The organism is Pseudarthrobacter sp. LT1, from assembly GCF_035621795.1.
In the GTDB taxonomy this organism is placed as follows: Bacteria; Actinomycetota; Actinomycetes; order Actinomycetales; family Micrococcaceae; genus Arthrobacter.
Genome location: NZ_CP141830.1, coordinates 4362972 through 4378348 on the forward strand (window position 1 = coordinate 4362972; position 15377 = coordinate 4378348).

8 protein-coding genes and 2 rRNA genes are annotated in these 15377 nt (G+C 64.8%); 4 read left to right on the top strand and 6 right to left on the bottom strand.

What is annotated here, in order from left to right:
* Positions 1–216: 216 nt before the first annotated feature.
* The 4 genes from VIK36_RS20475 (at position 217) to VIK36_RS20490 (ending at position 5733) form a co-directional block, all read left to right on the top strand.
* Positions 217–2259 carry an FAD/NAD(P)-binding protein gene (locus VIK36_RS20475; protein WP_324643439.1) on the top strand — a complete coding sequence of 681 codons (2043 nt, stop codon included), beginning with the start codon at positions 217–219 and terminating at the stop codon, positions 2257–2259.
* Entirely contained in the window at positions 2183–2734 is a 552-nt protein-coding gene (locus VIK36_RS20480; RefSeq protein WP_324643440.1) for a GNAT family N-acetyltransferase, read from the top strand. The genes VIK36_RS20475 and VIK36_RS20480 overlap by 77 nt, the downstream gene beginning before the upstream one ends.
* A gap of 49 nt (positions 2735–2783) precedes the next feature.
* Entirely contained in the window at positions 2784–4586 is a 1803-nt protein-coding gene (locus VIK36_RS20485; protein ID WP_324643441.1) for a helicase HerA-like domain-containing protein, read from the top strand.
* A 154-nt stretch (positions 4587–4740) separates the two neighbouring features.
* Positions 4741–5733, top strand: a complete 993-nt coding sequence (locus tag VIK36_RS20490) for a hypothetical protein (RefSeq protein WP_255173626.1) — start codon at positions 4741–4743, stop codon at positions 5731–5733.
* Positions 5734–5954: 221 nt separating this feature from the next.
* Here the strand turns inward: VIK36_RS20490 and VIK36_RS20495 are convergent, their stop codons facing one another.
* The 6 genes from VIK36_RS20495 to VIK36_RS20520 form a co-directional block, all read right to left on the bottom strand.
* Entirely contained in the window at positions 5955–6683 is a 729-nt protein-coding gene (locus VIK36_RS20495) for a hypothetical protein (RefSeq protein WP_324643443.1), read from the bottom strand.
* A gap of 221 nt (positions 6684–6904) precedes the next feature.
* Positions 6905–8923, bottom strand: a complete 2019-nt coding sequence (locus VIK36_RS20500; RefSeq protein WP_324643444.1) for an NHL domain-containing thioredoxin family protein — start codon at positions 8921–8923, stop codon at positions 6905–6907.
* The gene (locus VIK36_RS20505; protein WP_324643445.1) at positions 8923–11094 is read right to left on the bottom strand and encodes a cytochrome c oxidase assembly protein; all 2172 of its coding nucleotides are present in this window, start codon (positions 11092–11094) and stop codon (positions 8923–8925) included. Before VIK36_RS20505 ends, VIK36_RS20500 begins: the two co-directional genes overlap by 1 nt.
* 115 nt (positions 11095–11209) lie before the next feature.
* Positions 11210–11494 carry an HU family DNA-binding protein gene (locus VIK36_RS20510; RefSeq protein WP_011693739.1) on the bottom strand — a complete coding sequence of 95 codons (285 nt, stop codon included), beginning with the start codon at positions 11492–11494 and terminating at the stop codon, positions 11210–11212.
* 353 nt (positions 11495–11847) lie between these two features.
* Positions 11848–11964 (bottom strand): 5S ribosomal RNA (rrf, locus tag VIK36_RS20515).
* Positions 11965–12147: 183 nt separating this feature from the next.
* Positions 12148–15274, bottom strand: a 23S ribosomal RNA gene (locus VIK36_RS20520).
* Positions 15275–15377 lie beyond the last annotated feature (103 nt).

Below are 15377 nucleotides of genomic sequence, written 5' to 3' on the forward strand. Positions count from 1 at the left end.
CCCTTGCTGGCTGCAAATCTAGGACCGGCCGGAACTGGCCAGCAAGGCGCCAGGTTGCAATAGTTCACGGGGCTTCGTACGGCGTCATGAGTCGGTTTTTTGCGTCCGGTAACGCGCCGTGACGCGGAGTTAACGGCCGTGACCAGGCGCTCGACCGCCGTCGCCACGGCTGCCTAGCATGGGCACTCAATCCAGCCCCCGCCGTCAGGAGCACCCATGCCAGCCACCATCCCGGCCATCGTCTTCATTGGCGGCGGACCGCGCACGGCCGGTGTGCTGGAACGGATCGCGGCCAACCGGCCTGACGTCTTCGCGGGCCCGCTGCAGATCCATGTGGTGGAACCGCACCTCCCGGGCTCGGGCCGCATCTGGCGGTACGACCAGGACCCCGGCCTCCTGCTGAACTCCATGGCGGCGGACATCACCATGTTCACGGACGCGTCCGTAAACTGCGCCGGCCCGGCGGCACCGGGGCCGGGCCTAGGCGAATGGGCCGCCGGCGTCCTGGATAACACCATCATCGACGTGCCGGACTTCCCGCAGCAGCTGTGGGACCAGCTCCGCGCGCTGACCGGCACCACCTTCCCCACCCGCCAGCTGCAGAGCCAGTACCTGGAGTGGTTCTTCCGCCGGGCTGCCAGATCGCTGGGCCGCAGCGTGACGGTCCACCGGACCACCGCCCTCGGCATTACCGCTGTGGACGGCGGCCATGAGGTAGAGCTGGCCAATGGCCGGACCCTGCACGCGGACATCGTCGTCACCGCGCTGGGGCACACGGACTCCCGCCCTGACGCCGTCTCCGCCGGGTTCTCGGACTTCGCCGCCCGGCACGGCGGCTACCACGCGGCACCCGGCTACACCACCGACGTCGACTACTCCCCGATCGCCCCCGGACAGGACGTGATCGTCGCCGGGATGGGCCTGGCGTTCGTTGACCTGCTGGTCCTCCTCATGGAGGAGCGCGGCGGCAGGTTCGAGGAAACGCACGACGGCGGGCTGCGCTACCTTCCGTCCGGACGGGAACCACGGCTGTGGGCAGGGTCGCGCCGCGGCGTGCCGTACCACTCCAAGATTTCCACCTCCCTGCGCGGCCAGGCTCCGGGGCCGCTGCGGTTCTTCACCGCGGATGCCGTCCAGGAGTTGCTGCAGCAGCACGGCGAGCTGGACTTCCGGCAGCACCTCTGGCCGCTCATCGCCAAGGAAGCCGGATACTACTACTACCGGGAACTCCTGACCGGCAGCCCGGAGCGCGCGGCCATGGAATGGGAAGTCTTTGCCGCCCGTTACGCAGAGGTGGACTGGTACAGCGGCAAGCGCGTGGACCTCGTAGCGGCTGCCGTGCCGGACCGGGGCCTGCACCTGGACCTGGAACGGCTGGACCGGCCCTTCAATGGTGTCCACTTTGCCGGGCACCGGGAGCTGCAGGACGCGGTGGCCCGATACATCGAGACCGATCTCTCTTTGCGCGACAGCCCGGACCATCCGGAAACCCTGGCCCTGTTCCTGGCCCTCCTGCACGTATACATGGAGGTGGGGCGCGTGGTTCCCGCGGAGCGCCTCAACGCGAAGTCCCAGCAGGTCATTCACGGCTGGTGGCATGGCTTCTTCAGCTTCGTGGACTCCGGTCCGCCGCCGCACCGCCTCCGCCAGATGCTGGCGCTGCACCGGGCCGGTCTGCTGCAGTTCCTCGGCCCCGGCCTGGAGGTATCCACCGACGACACCAGCGGCACCTTCCGCGCCACGTCCCCGCAGTCCGGTGTTTCGGTTTCCGCCACCGCGCTGATCGAGGCGCGGCTGCCGTCCACGTCGGTGGCCCGCTCCCTCAACCCGGTGCTTTCTTCGCTGTATGACGGCGGGCTGGGCAGCGAGCAGCAACTGCTGACCTCTGACGGCATCCATTCCACCGGGAAGCTGCTGGTCTCCTCCGGGCACCACCTGGTGGACGCGGAAGGCCGCGCCCACGCCACCCTCTTCGGCGTCGGGCCCGGAACATCCGGCTGGGGTGCCGGCGCCTTTGCCAGGCCCAACACCAACGCGGCGCCCTTCCGGGAAAATGACGCCCTGGCCCGGAGCATCCTCGGTGTTGCCCGGGACATCGCCGCCCAGGACCCACCTGCCAATGTGGCCACCGCGCAGGACAAAACAACTCCAGAACCAGCCGCCATCGGAAAGGGCCAGCACCATGACCGCAGAACCCGGGCTCAAGCCCCGCCCCCTCGATCCCGCCAGGCTCTCGGTCCTCAGCCTGCCCATGGATGATCCCCGGGTCCGGCCGCTCCTGGACGAGCTCGCCGTCGAATATGACACCCGCTACGGAGACCTGTTTGGGCGCACCGCTGCCGCGGACGAGCTGAACCGCTACCCCGCGGCGGAATTCGAGGAGCCGCACGGCGCGCTCCTGGTGGTCCAGGAGGACGGCGAGTCGATCGCCGGGGGTGCGTTCCGCCGCTATGACGAAACCACCGCGGAACTAAAGCGGATCTGGACACACTCGGCCCATCGCCGTCGTGGCCTGGGACGCCTGGTGCTGGCCGAACTCGAAGCCCTCGCCGCAGCCCGCGGCTACACCCGGCTGTACCTGACCACGGGGCCACGGCAGCCGGAAGCCAAGCACCTGTACCTCACCACGGGATACCAGGCGCAGTTCGACCTGGACGCAGACCCGGAAACCATCGGCCCGCTGGCGTTCACCAAGGACCTCACCCCTGACCACGGGAACCCACGGCAGGACTGACCCGCCAGGATGCCGCCCCAGGAGGGTCAGCCGCCGCTAAGCTAGCGCCATGGCCACCAAAACCACAGCAGAGAAGCTTGCCACCATCCAGCAGGGCTACACGCTGGAAGGCGCCACCATCGAACTGGGAGCCGCCATCATCGACGGCGAGCTCCACAAGGACGCGCCGGTGCGGCTGCCGCTGGCCATGATGAACCGGCACGGGCTGGTGGCCGGCGCCACCGGTACAGGCAAGACCGTCACGCTGCACATGATGGCCGAGCAGCTGTCCACGGCAGGTGTGCCCGTGTTCCTGGCCGACATCAAAGGTGACCTTTCCGGCCTGGCGACGGCCGCCGTCGGCAGCGACAAACTCAGGGCCCGCGCGGACAGCGTCGGCCAGGCGTGGCAGGGGAAGACGTTCCCGGTGGAATTCCTCGCGCTGGGCGGCGACGGCAACGGCGTCCCGGTCCGCGCCACCGTGACCTCGTTCGGGCCCATCCTGCTCTCCCGGATCATGGAACTGAATGACACCCAGGAGTCCAGTCTTCAGCTGGTGTTCTACTTTGCGGACAAGAACGGCCTGGAGCTGATCGACCTCAAGGACCTCCGGGCCGTCATCCAGTTCCTCACCTCGGACGAGGGCAAGGACAAGCTTGAGGAACTCGGTGGGCTGTCCAAGGCGACCGCCGGCGTGATCCTGCGGGAGATCGTGAACCTGGAAGCGCAGGGGCTGGAGAAGTTCTTCGGCGAACCGGAGTTCGACACCGCGGAACTGCTGCGCACCGCCCCCGACGGCCGCGGCGTGGTTACCTGCCTGGAACTGCCCACCCTGCAGACCAAGCCCATGCTGTTCTCCACCTTCCTGATGTGGCTGCTGGCAGACCTGTTCGAGGACCTGCCCGAGGCCGGCGACCTGGACAAGCCCAAGCTGGTGTTCTTCCTCGACGAGGCCCACCTGCTGTTCAACGGCGCCTCCAAGGCTTTCCTGGACGCCATCACCACCACCGTCCGGCTGATCCGGTCCAAGGGCGTGGGCATCTTCTTCGTCACCCAGACTCCCAAGGATGTTCCCGCCGACGTCCTGGGGCAGCTGGCCAACCGGGTCCAGCACGCCCTGCGCGCCTTCACCCCCGAGGACGCCAAGGCCCTCAAGGCCACGGTGTCCACCTTCCCCCTCAGCGACTACGACCTGGAAGAGACGCTGACCTCGGCGGGCATCGGCGAGGCCGTCATCACCGTCATGAACGAAAAGGGCGCACCCACTCCGGTGGCGCTCACCCGGCTGCGGGCCCCGGAATCCGTCATGGGCCCCAGCGAGGACGCCCTGGTCCGCAGCACGGTGGCGGGTTCGGCGCTGCTGGGCAAGTACGGAACTGCGGTGGACAACCCCTCCGCCTACGAAAAACTCAATGGCAAGGCCGCGGCGCCCACAGGACCGGCGGCATCTGCACCTCCTGCCGGCGTGCCTGGCACCGGGGCACCTTCCGCCGGTACTTCGGGTACTCCCGGCGCGTACGACGTTGACGCCGAGGCGCGCCGGATCGAGGAGGAGATCCTGGGCAGGCCCAGCAGCAGGCCCGCGCAGGCACCCGAACCCCAATACCCTGAGCCCCAATACGACGAACCGCGGGCATCCGAGTCCAAGCCGCGGGCCAAGGCGCCCCGGACGCGCCAGTCCCAGCCCCGCCAGCCGGAGCCGCAGCCGCAGCCGCAGCCGCAGCCGGGCGGCATGATGGGTGATCTTGGCGGAGTTCTCGGCGGCGCCCTGGGCGGCGGACTGAAGAGCATGGCGCGGTCCATGGGGACGCAGCTGGGCCGCGAACTGCTCCGCGGAGTGTTCGGAACCTCGTCCCGGCGCCGCCGCCGCTGACCCTGCCACTGGTGTCCCGGGCCGCAGCCAAAGGCTCCTGTTGAGGCTGTCCCCGCGTGCCGCCGTCGGGCGTTACGTAGGTGGTGTCCGCCGGATTAGGGGGACACCAACTTTAGAGTGCGTCCGCACTGACGTTACTGTGTAGAACGTGCAGATGAGTCAAGCGTTGGTGAGGATCGCGGCCGGATGGCTGCTGGGCCTCATGCTTGCCGTCGCCGCAGCCATTGTGGCCATCAACGTGGTGAACAATACCGTGGCCAGTCCGCAGCAGCCGGTCAGGGAGTACCTGGACGCGCTCAGGAGCGGGGACGGCGGGCGTGCACTGGGGATCCTGCGGGCCGCAGTTCCGCCCAGCAACGCCGCCATGCTGGACGGCAGCGGGTTGCAGACCGCTGCGTCCCGCGTCACCAATGTCTCCATCGGGGACCCGCAGGAACGCCCGGGGAACCAGGTCATGGTGCCCATGGAATACACCATCGACGGCAGCCGGCTGCACACCGAATTCCTGCTGCAGAAGACCGGTACCGAGTGGCTGTTCTTCAACACATGGGCATTCGTCCCGTCACGGCTGCCCACCGTTGATATCACCGTGGTCAACGGCAACGAGGCAGTGGTGAACGGCGTTCCCGTGAACATGCCCAACGGCCGCAATTCCTTCGCCGTGTTCTACCCCGGCGAGTACGAGGCCTCCCTGGATGGGCAGTACTTCTCTGCTCCCGCCACGCGTGCCACGGTCACCGCCAAGGACGCCCCGGTGGCACCGCTGAACCTGCTGACCCAGGCCACGGACAAGCTGAAGAACGATGTGGCCGCCAAGGTCAGGGAATTCCTGGACGGCTGCGCGGCCGAGGCCGTGAAGGAACAGAAGCTCCAGCCGGACTGCCCCTTCTATTACGCCAGCAACAACCGGGTCCAGGACGGCAGTATCCGCTGGACCGTCACCGAATATCCGGGGGTATCGGTGGAGCCGTTCGACGGCCGGTGGGTGGTGTCGCCGCTGGACGGCAAGGCCAAGGTTGAAGCGCTCCAGCAGAACGCCTTCACCGGGGCCTGGTACCCGCTGGACGCCGAGGTGGACTTCAGCTTCACCACCCGTCTGGACGTATCCGGTGACGCGGTCAAGGTCACCCCGCAGCTGAGCTTCTAGCCGTCGGGGTCTGCCGTGCGCGTCACGCAGGGCAGGCTTTCAGCAGAGTATGGTGCCACGGCCCTCGATTTCGCGGGTTCCGGCCGCTTCCGGCTGTCCGAAAGCGTGCTCCGCGTGACGTCACCGTTGGACTACCGTCGCCCCCTGAGAACGGCAAGTACCTGCTGCACCATCTCCTGGGGCCGGTACACCACGTCCGTGTAGTAATACCGCAGGGCCGTCTAGCCCTGGATGGCCGACTCGTTGTTCCGGCGGTGATCCTTCTGGACCTGTTTCCACTCGGCGTGATGCCGTCCATCCAGTTCCACCACCAGCCAGCCGTCCAGCAGCAGATCGACATACCCAACCCTTTCCAGGTACACCTGCGCCTGCACGGAGATTCCGGCCTGCCGGAAGTACGTCCGGGCCAGCGTCTCCAGAAGCGAGTCCGCCCCGCTGTCCACCCAGTCGAGGACAGCTCTGGCCTTCCCGTTCCGCTTTCCAGGCAACCGCTGGCGCAGGAAGTCAACTGTCATCTCCCCGCGAGAAACCGCGCATTCCACCATGACCAAGGACTCCGCGAAGGACAGGCAACGCAGGGCGTGTATCAGGACATCGGCGAGGGCTGCCACCGGCAGAACCCGGGAGGGCGGCAGGAGCAGCCCGGCGTGGTGGACTGCATCACTGCTCACTGCCTCTTGACGGCGGTGATGAACGTGGCGGCGTCCGTCGGAGGGCAGGGACCACAGATCGTAGGCAGCCGCAGCGCTTGAACAGGTCAGCAACTCGCGGTTCCGCAGCACGGCAACCAGGTCCGGAGGCGCCGTCGGGAGCGCGTAAAGCCCCCGGTCGGGCTGCAGCACTCCTGCCCGCATTGCCCGCCGAAGGGCGGCGTCATCCACACCCAGCCGGGCAAGGGCAGGTCTCCGCGCCGCTCCGCCGCAAACTTCCAGGGCTTTGAGGACATCCATGCGGCAATGCTGGCCACTCCGGCGCCCCCGCTGACAGCATGTGCATGCGGCATGTGGATATCGAGGGCGCCGAGGTCGTCACTAAGAGCACGCTTTTAGGTCCTCCAGAGCAAGACATCCCCGGATTTCCGGGATTGCCGGCAGGCCACAAACGCAAAAGGCTGCTTCCCGTGACGCGAAGCCACGGGAAGCAGCCCTTTTTTGGCAGGACCTTCGCCGGGTCAGTCCATCCCGCGGAGGTCCAGGACCAGTTCGGTGTCGCCGTCGGCCTGCAGGACCACGGGGATGCCCCAGTCCTGCTGGTAGAGGTGGCAGGCGGCGTGGTCCGGGATCTCGCCGTCCTCGGTCTCGGGGCCGTCGCAGGCCGCGGCGCGGGCGGTAATGTGCAGCACGCCCTCGGGAACGTCCGCAGACAGCTCCAGGGTGCGGAGGAGGCCCACCGAGGTGCCGCCGCCGGCCACCAGCAGCTCGGGCGGCGTGGAGGAGATCTTCAGCTGCGTGGGATCGCCCCAGCGGTCATCGAGCTTCTGCCCGGTGGGAGCCGTGAAGCGCACGGTCAGGTCCAGCGTGCCGGGCGCCACGGGGCTCTTGGGCCGCTGGGTCTGGGACGCACCCTCATCCACCTGTTGCGCTTCCTTGGGGATGGGCACGTACACCAGCTGGTGCTTGTTGGCCTCGACCACCACCAGGAGGGGCTCGGAACCGGCGGACTGGGTGTGGTCCACAATCACGTCGGACGGCTCGGCAAGCCCACGGGCCAGCGTGGACACGGTACCGGTCGCGGGGTCGTAGCGGCGTACGGCTCCGTTGTAGGTGTCAGCGATCGCCACGGAGCCGTCGGGCAGGACGGTCACACCAAGCGGGTGCTGAAGGCGGGCTTCGGCGGCGGGTCCGTCGCGGAAGCCGAAGTCGAACAGGCCCTTGCCCACGGCGGACTCCACGGTGATGGAGGCATCGTCGGCAATGACCAGCTTGCGGAGCGCCGAGGTCTCGGAATCCGCCACCCAGATGTTGCCGTCCGCATCCTCGGCCAGGCCGGAGGACTGGGCGAACCAGGACTCGTGGGCGGGACCGTCGAGGAGCCCTTCCAAGCCGTTGCCGGCGATGATCGACACGGCGCCGGTGACGGGGTCGAAGCTGAAGATCTGGTGCGTGCCGGCCATGGCCACCACCACCGCGTTGAGCTTGCGCGACCATACAACATCCCACGGCGAGCTCAGCGCAACATCCAGCGGGTCAGTGCCCAGCGAGCCACTGAAGCCGGCGCCTTCCTCGTCCACACGCGCCGGGCCGGTTTCCAGCAGGCGCTGGATGCCGTTGCCCGCCAGGGTGGAGGCCTTGCCGTCCGTGAGCGACAGTCCACGCAGGCGGTGGTTGACCGAGTCGGCAATCACGACGTCGTAGCCCGCCTTGGCTGCCACGTCTTCCGGGAGCAGGACCAGGCCCTGGGGCTCGTTGAACTGGGCGCTGGCGGTGTCCCCCGCGGCGGGTCCGTCAGCGTAGCCCTTGGTGCCCGAGCCGAAGGTGGCCAGGACGGTTTCGAAGTCGGTGCCGAGTTCCACCAGGCGGTGGTGGCCGGTGTCGGTGACCAGCCAGGAACCCTTCTCCGCAGCAACGGAAGCCGCTGCACTTGCGGGCGTGCCGCCGTCGGCCGTTCCAGCCGTGGACCCGCGTCCTGGCGGCAGGAAGAGTGCCTTGCCGGGGAAACGCAGCGTGCCGGACGTTGCCTCGGGTGCCACGTAGGGGCCGGAGCCGCGGTGCAGGGTGCCCTTGGCCTCGTGCTCGGCGATCAGTTCGGGGATCAGCACCGCGAGCCCGTCCGCGTGGCCTTCGCCGGAAAGGTGCGCCACGATGTAGCCCTCAGGGTCGATGACCACCAGGGTGGGCCAGGCACGGGCGGTGTACGCCTTCCAGGTGTCCAGCTCGGGGTCGTCCAGGACAGGGTGGTGGATCTCGTAGCGCTCCACGGCTGCCGCCAGCGCCACCGGGTCCGCCTCGTGTTCAAACTTGGGCGAGTGGACTCCCACGGTGACCAGCACGTCCGAGTACTGCTGCTCGAGCGGCCGCAGCTCATCGAGGACGTGCAGGCAGTTGATGCAGCAGAAGGTCCAGAAATCGAGGAGCACGATCTTGCCGCGCAGGGCTTCGAGGTCCAGGGACTTGCCACCGGTGTTCAGCCAGTTGCGGCCCACCAGTTCGGAGGCCCGGACCCGGGCATGGGTGCGTACGGTTTCGCTCATCAGCGTCCTTCCAGCTTGTTGCGTTCAGCCAGCTTGGCGTCGCGTTCGGCCAATTTGGCAAACATATCGTTGTAAGCGGTCAGATCGGCGTCGTTATTCCTGTCCGCCGCGCGGTCCACCCGTTTGGTCTCCCGCTGGTCCGACCTGGACCACATGACGGCGACGCCGATCGCCACCAGGAGCGTGGGCACCTCGCCGATGCCCCAGGCCACCGCGCCACCGGCCTGCTGGTCCAAAAGGGCCGACGGCCCCCAGGTACGGCCCAGGTTGCCGAAGTAGTCCGCTGCCATCAGGCCTGTGCCGCCCATGATGGACACACCGAAGAAGGCATGGAAGCCCATGGTGGCCAGGAGGAGCAGCAGCCGCATGGGGTACGGGGCCCGGCGCGGCAGCGGGTCCGTGCCGATCATGCTCAGCACGAAGATGTATCCGGTGAGCAGGAAGTGCAGGTTCATCAGTTCGTGGCCCACGTGCTCGCGCATGGCGAAGCCGAACAGGTCCGAGTAGTAGAACAGGATGATGGAGCCGGCAAAGTTGGCAGCCGCGAACAGCGGGTGGGTGACCAGCTGCGAGAACTTCGAGTGCACGAAGACCAGGATCCACTCGCGGGAGCCGCGGGAGCCGTCGCCGCGGGCGGGCAGGGCACGCAGGGCCAGGGTCACCGGCGCGCCCAGCACCAGGAAGATCGGGGCCACCATGGTCAGCGCCATATGGTCCACCATGTGGGCGGAGAACAGGATGCGGCCATAGACCGACGGCGGCCCGGACGTGATGTACGTCAGCACCACCAGGCCGATGACCCAGTTCACGGACCGGAACCACTGCCAGGAGTCTCCGCGCAGGCGGACCTTGGCAACGCCCAGGAAGTAGGTGACCAGGCCGAAGAGGGCCACGCCCACCCAGATCCAGTCCAGGCGCCACTCGGTGAGCCAGCGTTCGGGGGTGAGCTCAGGCGGCAGCTCGTAACCGCTGAGGATGAAGGCCGGTGAGGCGTTGGGCGCCAGTTCCGTCGGCTGCGGCGGGGCTGAACGGCCCAGGGCCACGGCGATGCCGGACGTGGCGCCCATGATCAGCAGCTCCGCCAGGACCAATTGCCACAGCACCCGCCGTGAAGACATGGTGGCCCCCTTGCGGCCCAGCTGCGGGATGACCCACTGCCGGTGCATGAAGCCGATGCCGCCGAGGACCACTGCCGCTGCCGTCTTGGCCAGGATCAGCTGCCCGTAGGCGGAGCCGAAGAGATCCGACCAGCTGGTGACGCGGATGCTGGCGTTGATGATTCCGGAGGCGAAGACCAGGATAAAAGCGAAGCCGGCCAGGGTGGAGAAGCGGCGCAGCGTGGGCTCGGTGATGTCTGTTGTTGCCCCCGGCTTGCTGCCTGTCAGGATCCCGGACAGCAGGGCCAGGATGATGATGCCGCCCACCCAGGTGCTGACCCCCACCAGGTGCAGGCCGAGGGAGTTGATGGCGCCCTCATGGTCCGACGAGCTGGAGGAGTGGCCGATCAGGGCCGTTGGCACCAGGCCGATGAGGGCCAGGATGAGGGTCAGGGCCAGGCCGCCGAGGGACCGGACGCCGAACAGGGCGGTTGTCACCACTGCGGCAATGATGGTGACGGCGAGCCAGGCCCGGCCCGTATCGATGTCCGTCATGAAATAGACCAGGGCCTGCGTAAAGGCGGGGTCGCCGGACAGCCCCTGACCGGCCACGTCGGCGTAGGTGAGCACCAGGACCGCGATGGCGGACAAGGTCCACACTGCGCCCGCAGCGGCAGCCACAGCCAGCGCGCGGGTGAACGCCGGATGTTCGGGCGCCCCGCTGCCGGCGGGAGTCTGCCGGTCCCGGCCACGTGCGTTTAGGTTCTTAAGGTTCTTCGGGAGGATGCCGACGGCGAAGATCAGGCCGCCGACAACAGTCGCCAGGGACACGTTGTGGATGGCCTTGCTGATGGGCAGCCCCCAGCGGACCAGGGCTCCCGGGTCGGCGACGCTGCGGGCCGCTGCTGCACCGGAGAAGATCAGTGCTGCTGCGAGGCCCAGGAAGAGCGCTGCCAGGCCTGCCAGCTGCCAGGGCACCGGGATCCCCCGGTTTCCGGCGTCCCGGACCGCAGCTCCCTTGCCAGGACTGGTCTGGGGCGGGGTGGAACGTGGTTTTGCGGCAGAAGACACCATTCCATTGTCCGCTACGCCTGCCCGGGCAGCGAATCCGGGTTAAACGCCAAGGAGCGGCAACCCGTGGGGTTGCCGCTCCTGTTCCAGCCGGCTGCATACCGGCCGGGAATAAGCTCTACTTCTTGGAGACTGCAGCCTTCAGCTTGGAGCCGGCGGTCAGCTTGACGCTGTGGCCTGCTGCAATCTGGATGGTTTCGCCGGTCTGCGGGTTGCGGCCGGTGCGGGCTGCACGGTCGGTGCGCTCGACGGCGAGCCAGCCCGGGATGGTGATCTTCTCGCCGGCGGCGACAGAAGTCTCGAAAACCTCGAACAGTGCGTCGAGGACGGAGTTGACGGCAGCCTGGCTGGTGCCGGCCTTGCCAGCTACCTCTGCAACAAGTTCACTACGGTTCTTAGCCATTGATGTCCTCCTGGACGGTTCTGATTCTGGAGCCTGCACACGGCATGCGCGCAGGCCACTGTTCGAAAACTTACCAGCTTGGGCGGTTCCGGGCCGCAAATTCCGCGTGTTTCCGCCATTTTTTGAGGTTAATCACCGAATCTTTGGGCCTTTTCACCCTCCTCAACCCATCACGGACATGCCGCAGCACCGCGGGCCACGCTTGGCTGACAGGTGCGTACGACGGCGGCCGGCACGTCCCAGCCACCGCCCGCCAGGGTGAATGGCCCGAAGGCCCGCGGCGTGCGGTGTTTTGTTTGTTAAATGTGGGAGGCCCCAACCGTGTGTGGTTGGGGCCTCGACCATGAATGATGTTCCGGCGGTGACCTACTCTCCCACACCCTCCCGGGTGCAGTACCATCGGCGCTGTGGGTCTTAGCTTCCGGGTTCGGAATGGGACCGGGCGTTTCCCCCACGCTATGACCGCCGTAACCCTTCTACCCGTCACCAACCCGTGTGGGGGGTGGTGTGGGAAATCTGTGGTTACAACTCGCTGTCCAGGGACAGCGTTGTGGTGTTGTATGTAGTTGTGTTGGTTCCTACCGTGCCCGTGTTGGGGGGTTGTTGGTTGGGAACCACATAGTGGACGCAAGCAGAATTTTGTATGTATCTGTGTGGTGTAAGTTATTGGCCTATTAGTACCGGTCAGCTTCACGAGTCGTTAGTCCTCGCTTCCACATCCGGCCTATCAACCCAGTGGTCTGGCTGGGGGCCTCTCACACAATAATGTGTATGGAAATCTCATCTTGAAGCGAGCTTCCCGCTTAGATGCTTTCAGCGGTTATCCCATCCGAACGTAGCTAATCAGCGGTGCACTTGGCAGTACAACTGACACACCAGAGGTTCGTCCGTCCCGGTCCTCTCGTACTAAGGACAGCCCTTCTCAAATTTCCTGCGCGCGCAGCGGATAGGGACCGAACTGTCTCACGACGTTCTAAACCCAGCTCGCGTACCGCTTTAATGGGCGAACAGCCCAACCCTTGGGACCTACTCCAGCCCCAGGATGCGACGAGCCGACATCGAGGTGCCAAACCATGCCGTCGATATGGACTCTTGGGCAAGATCAGCCTGTTATCCCCGAGGTACCTTTTATCCGTTGAGCGACGGCCATTCCACAATGTACCGCCGGATCACTAGTCCCGACTTTCGTCCCTGCTCGAGATGTCTCTCTCACAGTCAAGCTCCCTTGTGCACTTACACTCGACACCTGATTGCCAACCAGGCTGAGGGAACCTTTGGGCGCCTCCGTTACTTTTTAGGAGGCAACCGCCCCAGTTAAACTACCCATCAGGCACTGTCCCTGACCCGGATTACGGGCCGAAGTTAGATGTCCAAAGTGACCAGAGTGGTATTTCAACGATGACTCCACCCGAACTGGCGTCCGGGCTTCAACGTCTCCCACCTATCCTACACAAGCCACTCCGAACACCAATACCAAACTATAGTAAAGGTCTCGGGGTCTTTCCGTCCTGCTGCGCGTAACGAGCATCTTTACTCGTACTGCAATTTCGCCGAGTTTATGGTTGAGACAGCGGGGAAGTCGTTACTCCATTCGTGCAGGTCGGAACTTACCCGACAAGGAATTTCGCTACCTTAGGATGGTTATAGTTACCACCGCCGTTTACTGGGGCTTAAATTCTCAGCTTCGCCGTGAGGCTAACCGGTCCTCTTAACCTTCCAGCACCGGGCAGGAGTCAGTCCGTATACATCGTCTTGCGACTTCGCACGGACCTGTGTTTTTAGTAAACAGTCGCTTCCCCCTGGTCTCTGCGGCCCCGATCCCCTCCCGGACGCGAAGTCCGATCAAGGTTGGGGCCCCCCTTCTCCCGAAGTTACGGGGGCATTTTGCCGAGTTCCTTAACCATAATTCTCTCGATCGCCTTAGTATTCTCTACCTGATCACCTGTGTCGGTTTGGGGTACGGGCGGCTAAAACCTCGCGTCGATGCTTTTCTCGGCAGCATAGGATCACCAAATCCCCCAAACGGGGGTCCCATCAGATCTCAGGCCATATGAGTGGCGGATTTGCCTACCACTCGCCCTACATCCTTAGACCGGGACAACCATCGCCCGGCTCGGCTACCTTCCTGCGTCACACCTGTTAATACGCTTGCCTCCCAGGATCAGGTCCCGCGCTCCACCAAAACCCTTCACCCACAAGGGGTGTCGGGCAGGTCTCGGGCGGTTAGTATCCCCTGTTCAACATGGACGGTTTTTCGCCGGTACGGGAATATCAACCCGTTGTCCATCGACTACGCCTGTCGGCCTCGCCTTAGGTCCCGACTTACCCAGGGCAGATTAGCTTGACCCTGGAACCCTTGATCATTCGGCGGACGGGTTTCTCACCCGTCTTTCGCTACTCATGCCTGCATTCTCACTCGTGTAGGCTCCACCGCTGGTTTACACCGCGACTTCACCGCCCACACGACGCTCCCCTACCCATCCAGACGCCTGAACCACAAGGGCTTAGCTAAATATCTGAATGCCACAACTTCGGCGGTGTACTTGAGCCCCGCTACATTGTCGGCGCGGAATCACTTGACCAGTGAGCTATTACGCACTCTTTTAAGGGTGGCTGCTTCTAAGCCAACCTCCTGGTTGTCTGGGCAACTCCACATCCTTTCCCACTTAGCACACGCTTAGGGGCCTTAGTTGGTGGTCTGGGCTGTTTCCCTCTCGACTATGAAGCTTATCCCCCACAGTCTCACTGCTGCGCTCTCACTTACCGGCATTCGGAGTTTGGCTGACGTCAGTAACCTTGTAGGGCCCATTAGCCATCCAGTAGCTCTACCTCCAGCAAGAAACACGCAACGCTGCACCTAAATGCATTTCGGGGAGAACCAGCTATCACGAAGTTTGATTGGCCTTTCACCCCTACCCACAGCTCATCCCCTCCATTTTCAACTGAAGTGGGTTCGGTCCTCCACGACGTCTTACCGTCGCTTCAACCTGGCCATGGGTAGATCACTTCGCTTCGGGTCTAGATCACGCCACTCACACGCCCTATTCAGACTCGCTTTCGCTACGGCTGCCCCACACGGGTTAACCTCGCGACGTAACACTAACTCGCAGGCTCATTCTTCAAAAGGCACGCCGTCACCAGAATCAGACTGGCTCCGACGGATTGTAAGCACACGGTTTCAGGTACTGTTTCACTCCCTCCCGGGGTACTTTTCACCTTTCCCTCACGGTACTGGTCCGCTATCGGTCATTAGGGAGTATTTAGGCTTATCAGGTGGTCCTGACAGATTCGCACGGGATTTCTCGGGCCCCGTACTACTTGGGATACTCTCACAGGCGGTACAAACACATTACGGTTACGGGACTAACACCCTCTCTGGCCGGCCTTTCAAAACCGTTCACCTATGCGCGCACATCACACCCCACCAGCCCGGCAGAACTGGTATGGAAAGTCCCACAACCCCGACCATGCAACGCCCGCCGGCTATCACACATGGAACGGTTTAGCCTGATCCGCGTTCGCTCGCCACTACTAACGGAATCACTATTGTTTTCTCTTCCTGCGGGTACTGAGATGTTTCACTTCCCCGCGTTCCCCCCACGCACCCTATGTGTTCAGGTACGGGTCACCAAGTCACTCGCGCGCTTGGCGGGGTTTCCCCATTCGGACACCCCGGGATCACAGTCCGGTTATCGACTCCCCAGGCTTATCGCAGATTCCTACGTCCTTCTTCGGCTCCTAATGCCAAGGCATCCACCGTGTGCTCTTAAAAACTTGACCACAAAGATCAAAAACAAGCTCACTCGAGAGAACCATGAAAACTGTCCCGCGCACCCAAAGGCACACGAACCAGATCCAGGTTCATTTATCTTGGAAATTGCTT

Bases quoted from the DNA above. Each gene is read 5' to 3' on its own strand.
- VIK36_RS20475 (WP_324643439.1), top strand. From the start codon at position 217: ATGCCAGCCACCATCCCGGCCATCGTCTTCATTGGCGGCGGACCGCGC.
- VIK36_RS20480 (WP_324643440.1), top strand. From the start codon at position 2,183: ATGACCGCAGAACCCGGGCTCAAGCCCCGCCCCCTCGATCCCGCCAGG.
- VIK36_RS20485 (WP_324643441.1), top strand. From the start codon at position 2,784: ATGGCCACCAAAACCACAGCAGAGAAGCTTGCCACCATCCAGCAGGGC.
- VIK36_RS20490 (WP_255173626.1), top strand. From the start codon at position 4,741: ATGAGTCAAGCGTTGGTGAGGATCGCGGCCGGATGGCTGCTGGGCCTC.
- VIK36_RS20495 (WP_324643443.1), bottom strand. From the start codon at position 6,683: ATGGATGTCCTCAAAGCCCTGGAAGTTTGCGGCGGAGCGGCGCGGAGA.
- VIK36_RS20500 (WP_324643444.1), bottom strand. From the start codon at position 8,923: ATGAGCGAAACCGTACGCACCCATGCCCGGGTCCGGGCCTCCGAACTG.
- VIK36_RS20505 (WP_324643445.1), bottom strand. From the start codon at position 11,094: ATGGTGTCTTCTGCCGCAAAACCACGTTCCACCCCGCCCCAGACCAGT.
- VIK36_RS20510 (WP_011693739.1), bottom strand. From the start codon at position 11,494: ATGGCTAAGAACCGTAGTGAACTTGTTGCAGAGGTAGCTGGCAAGGCC.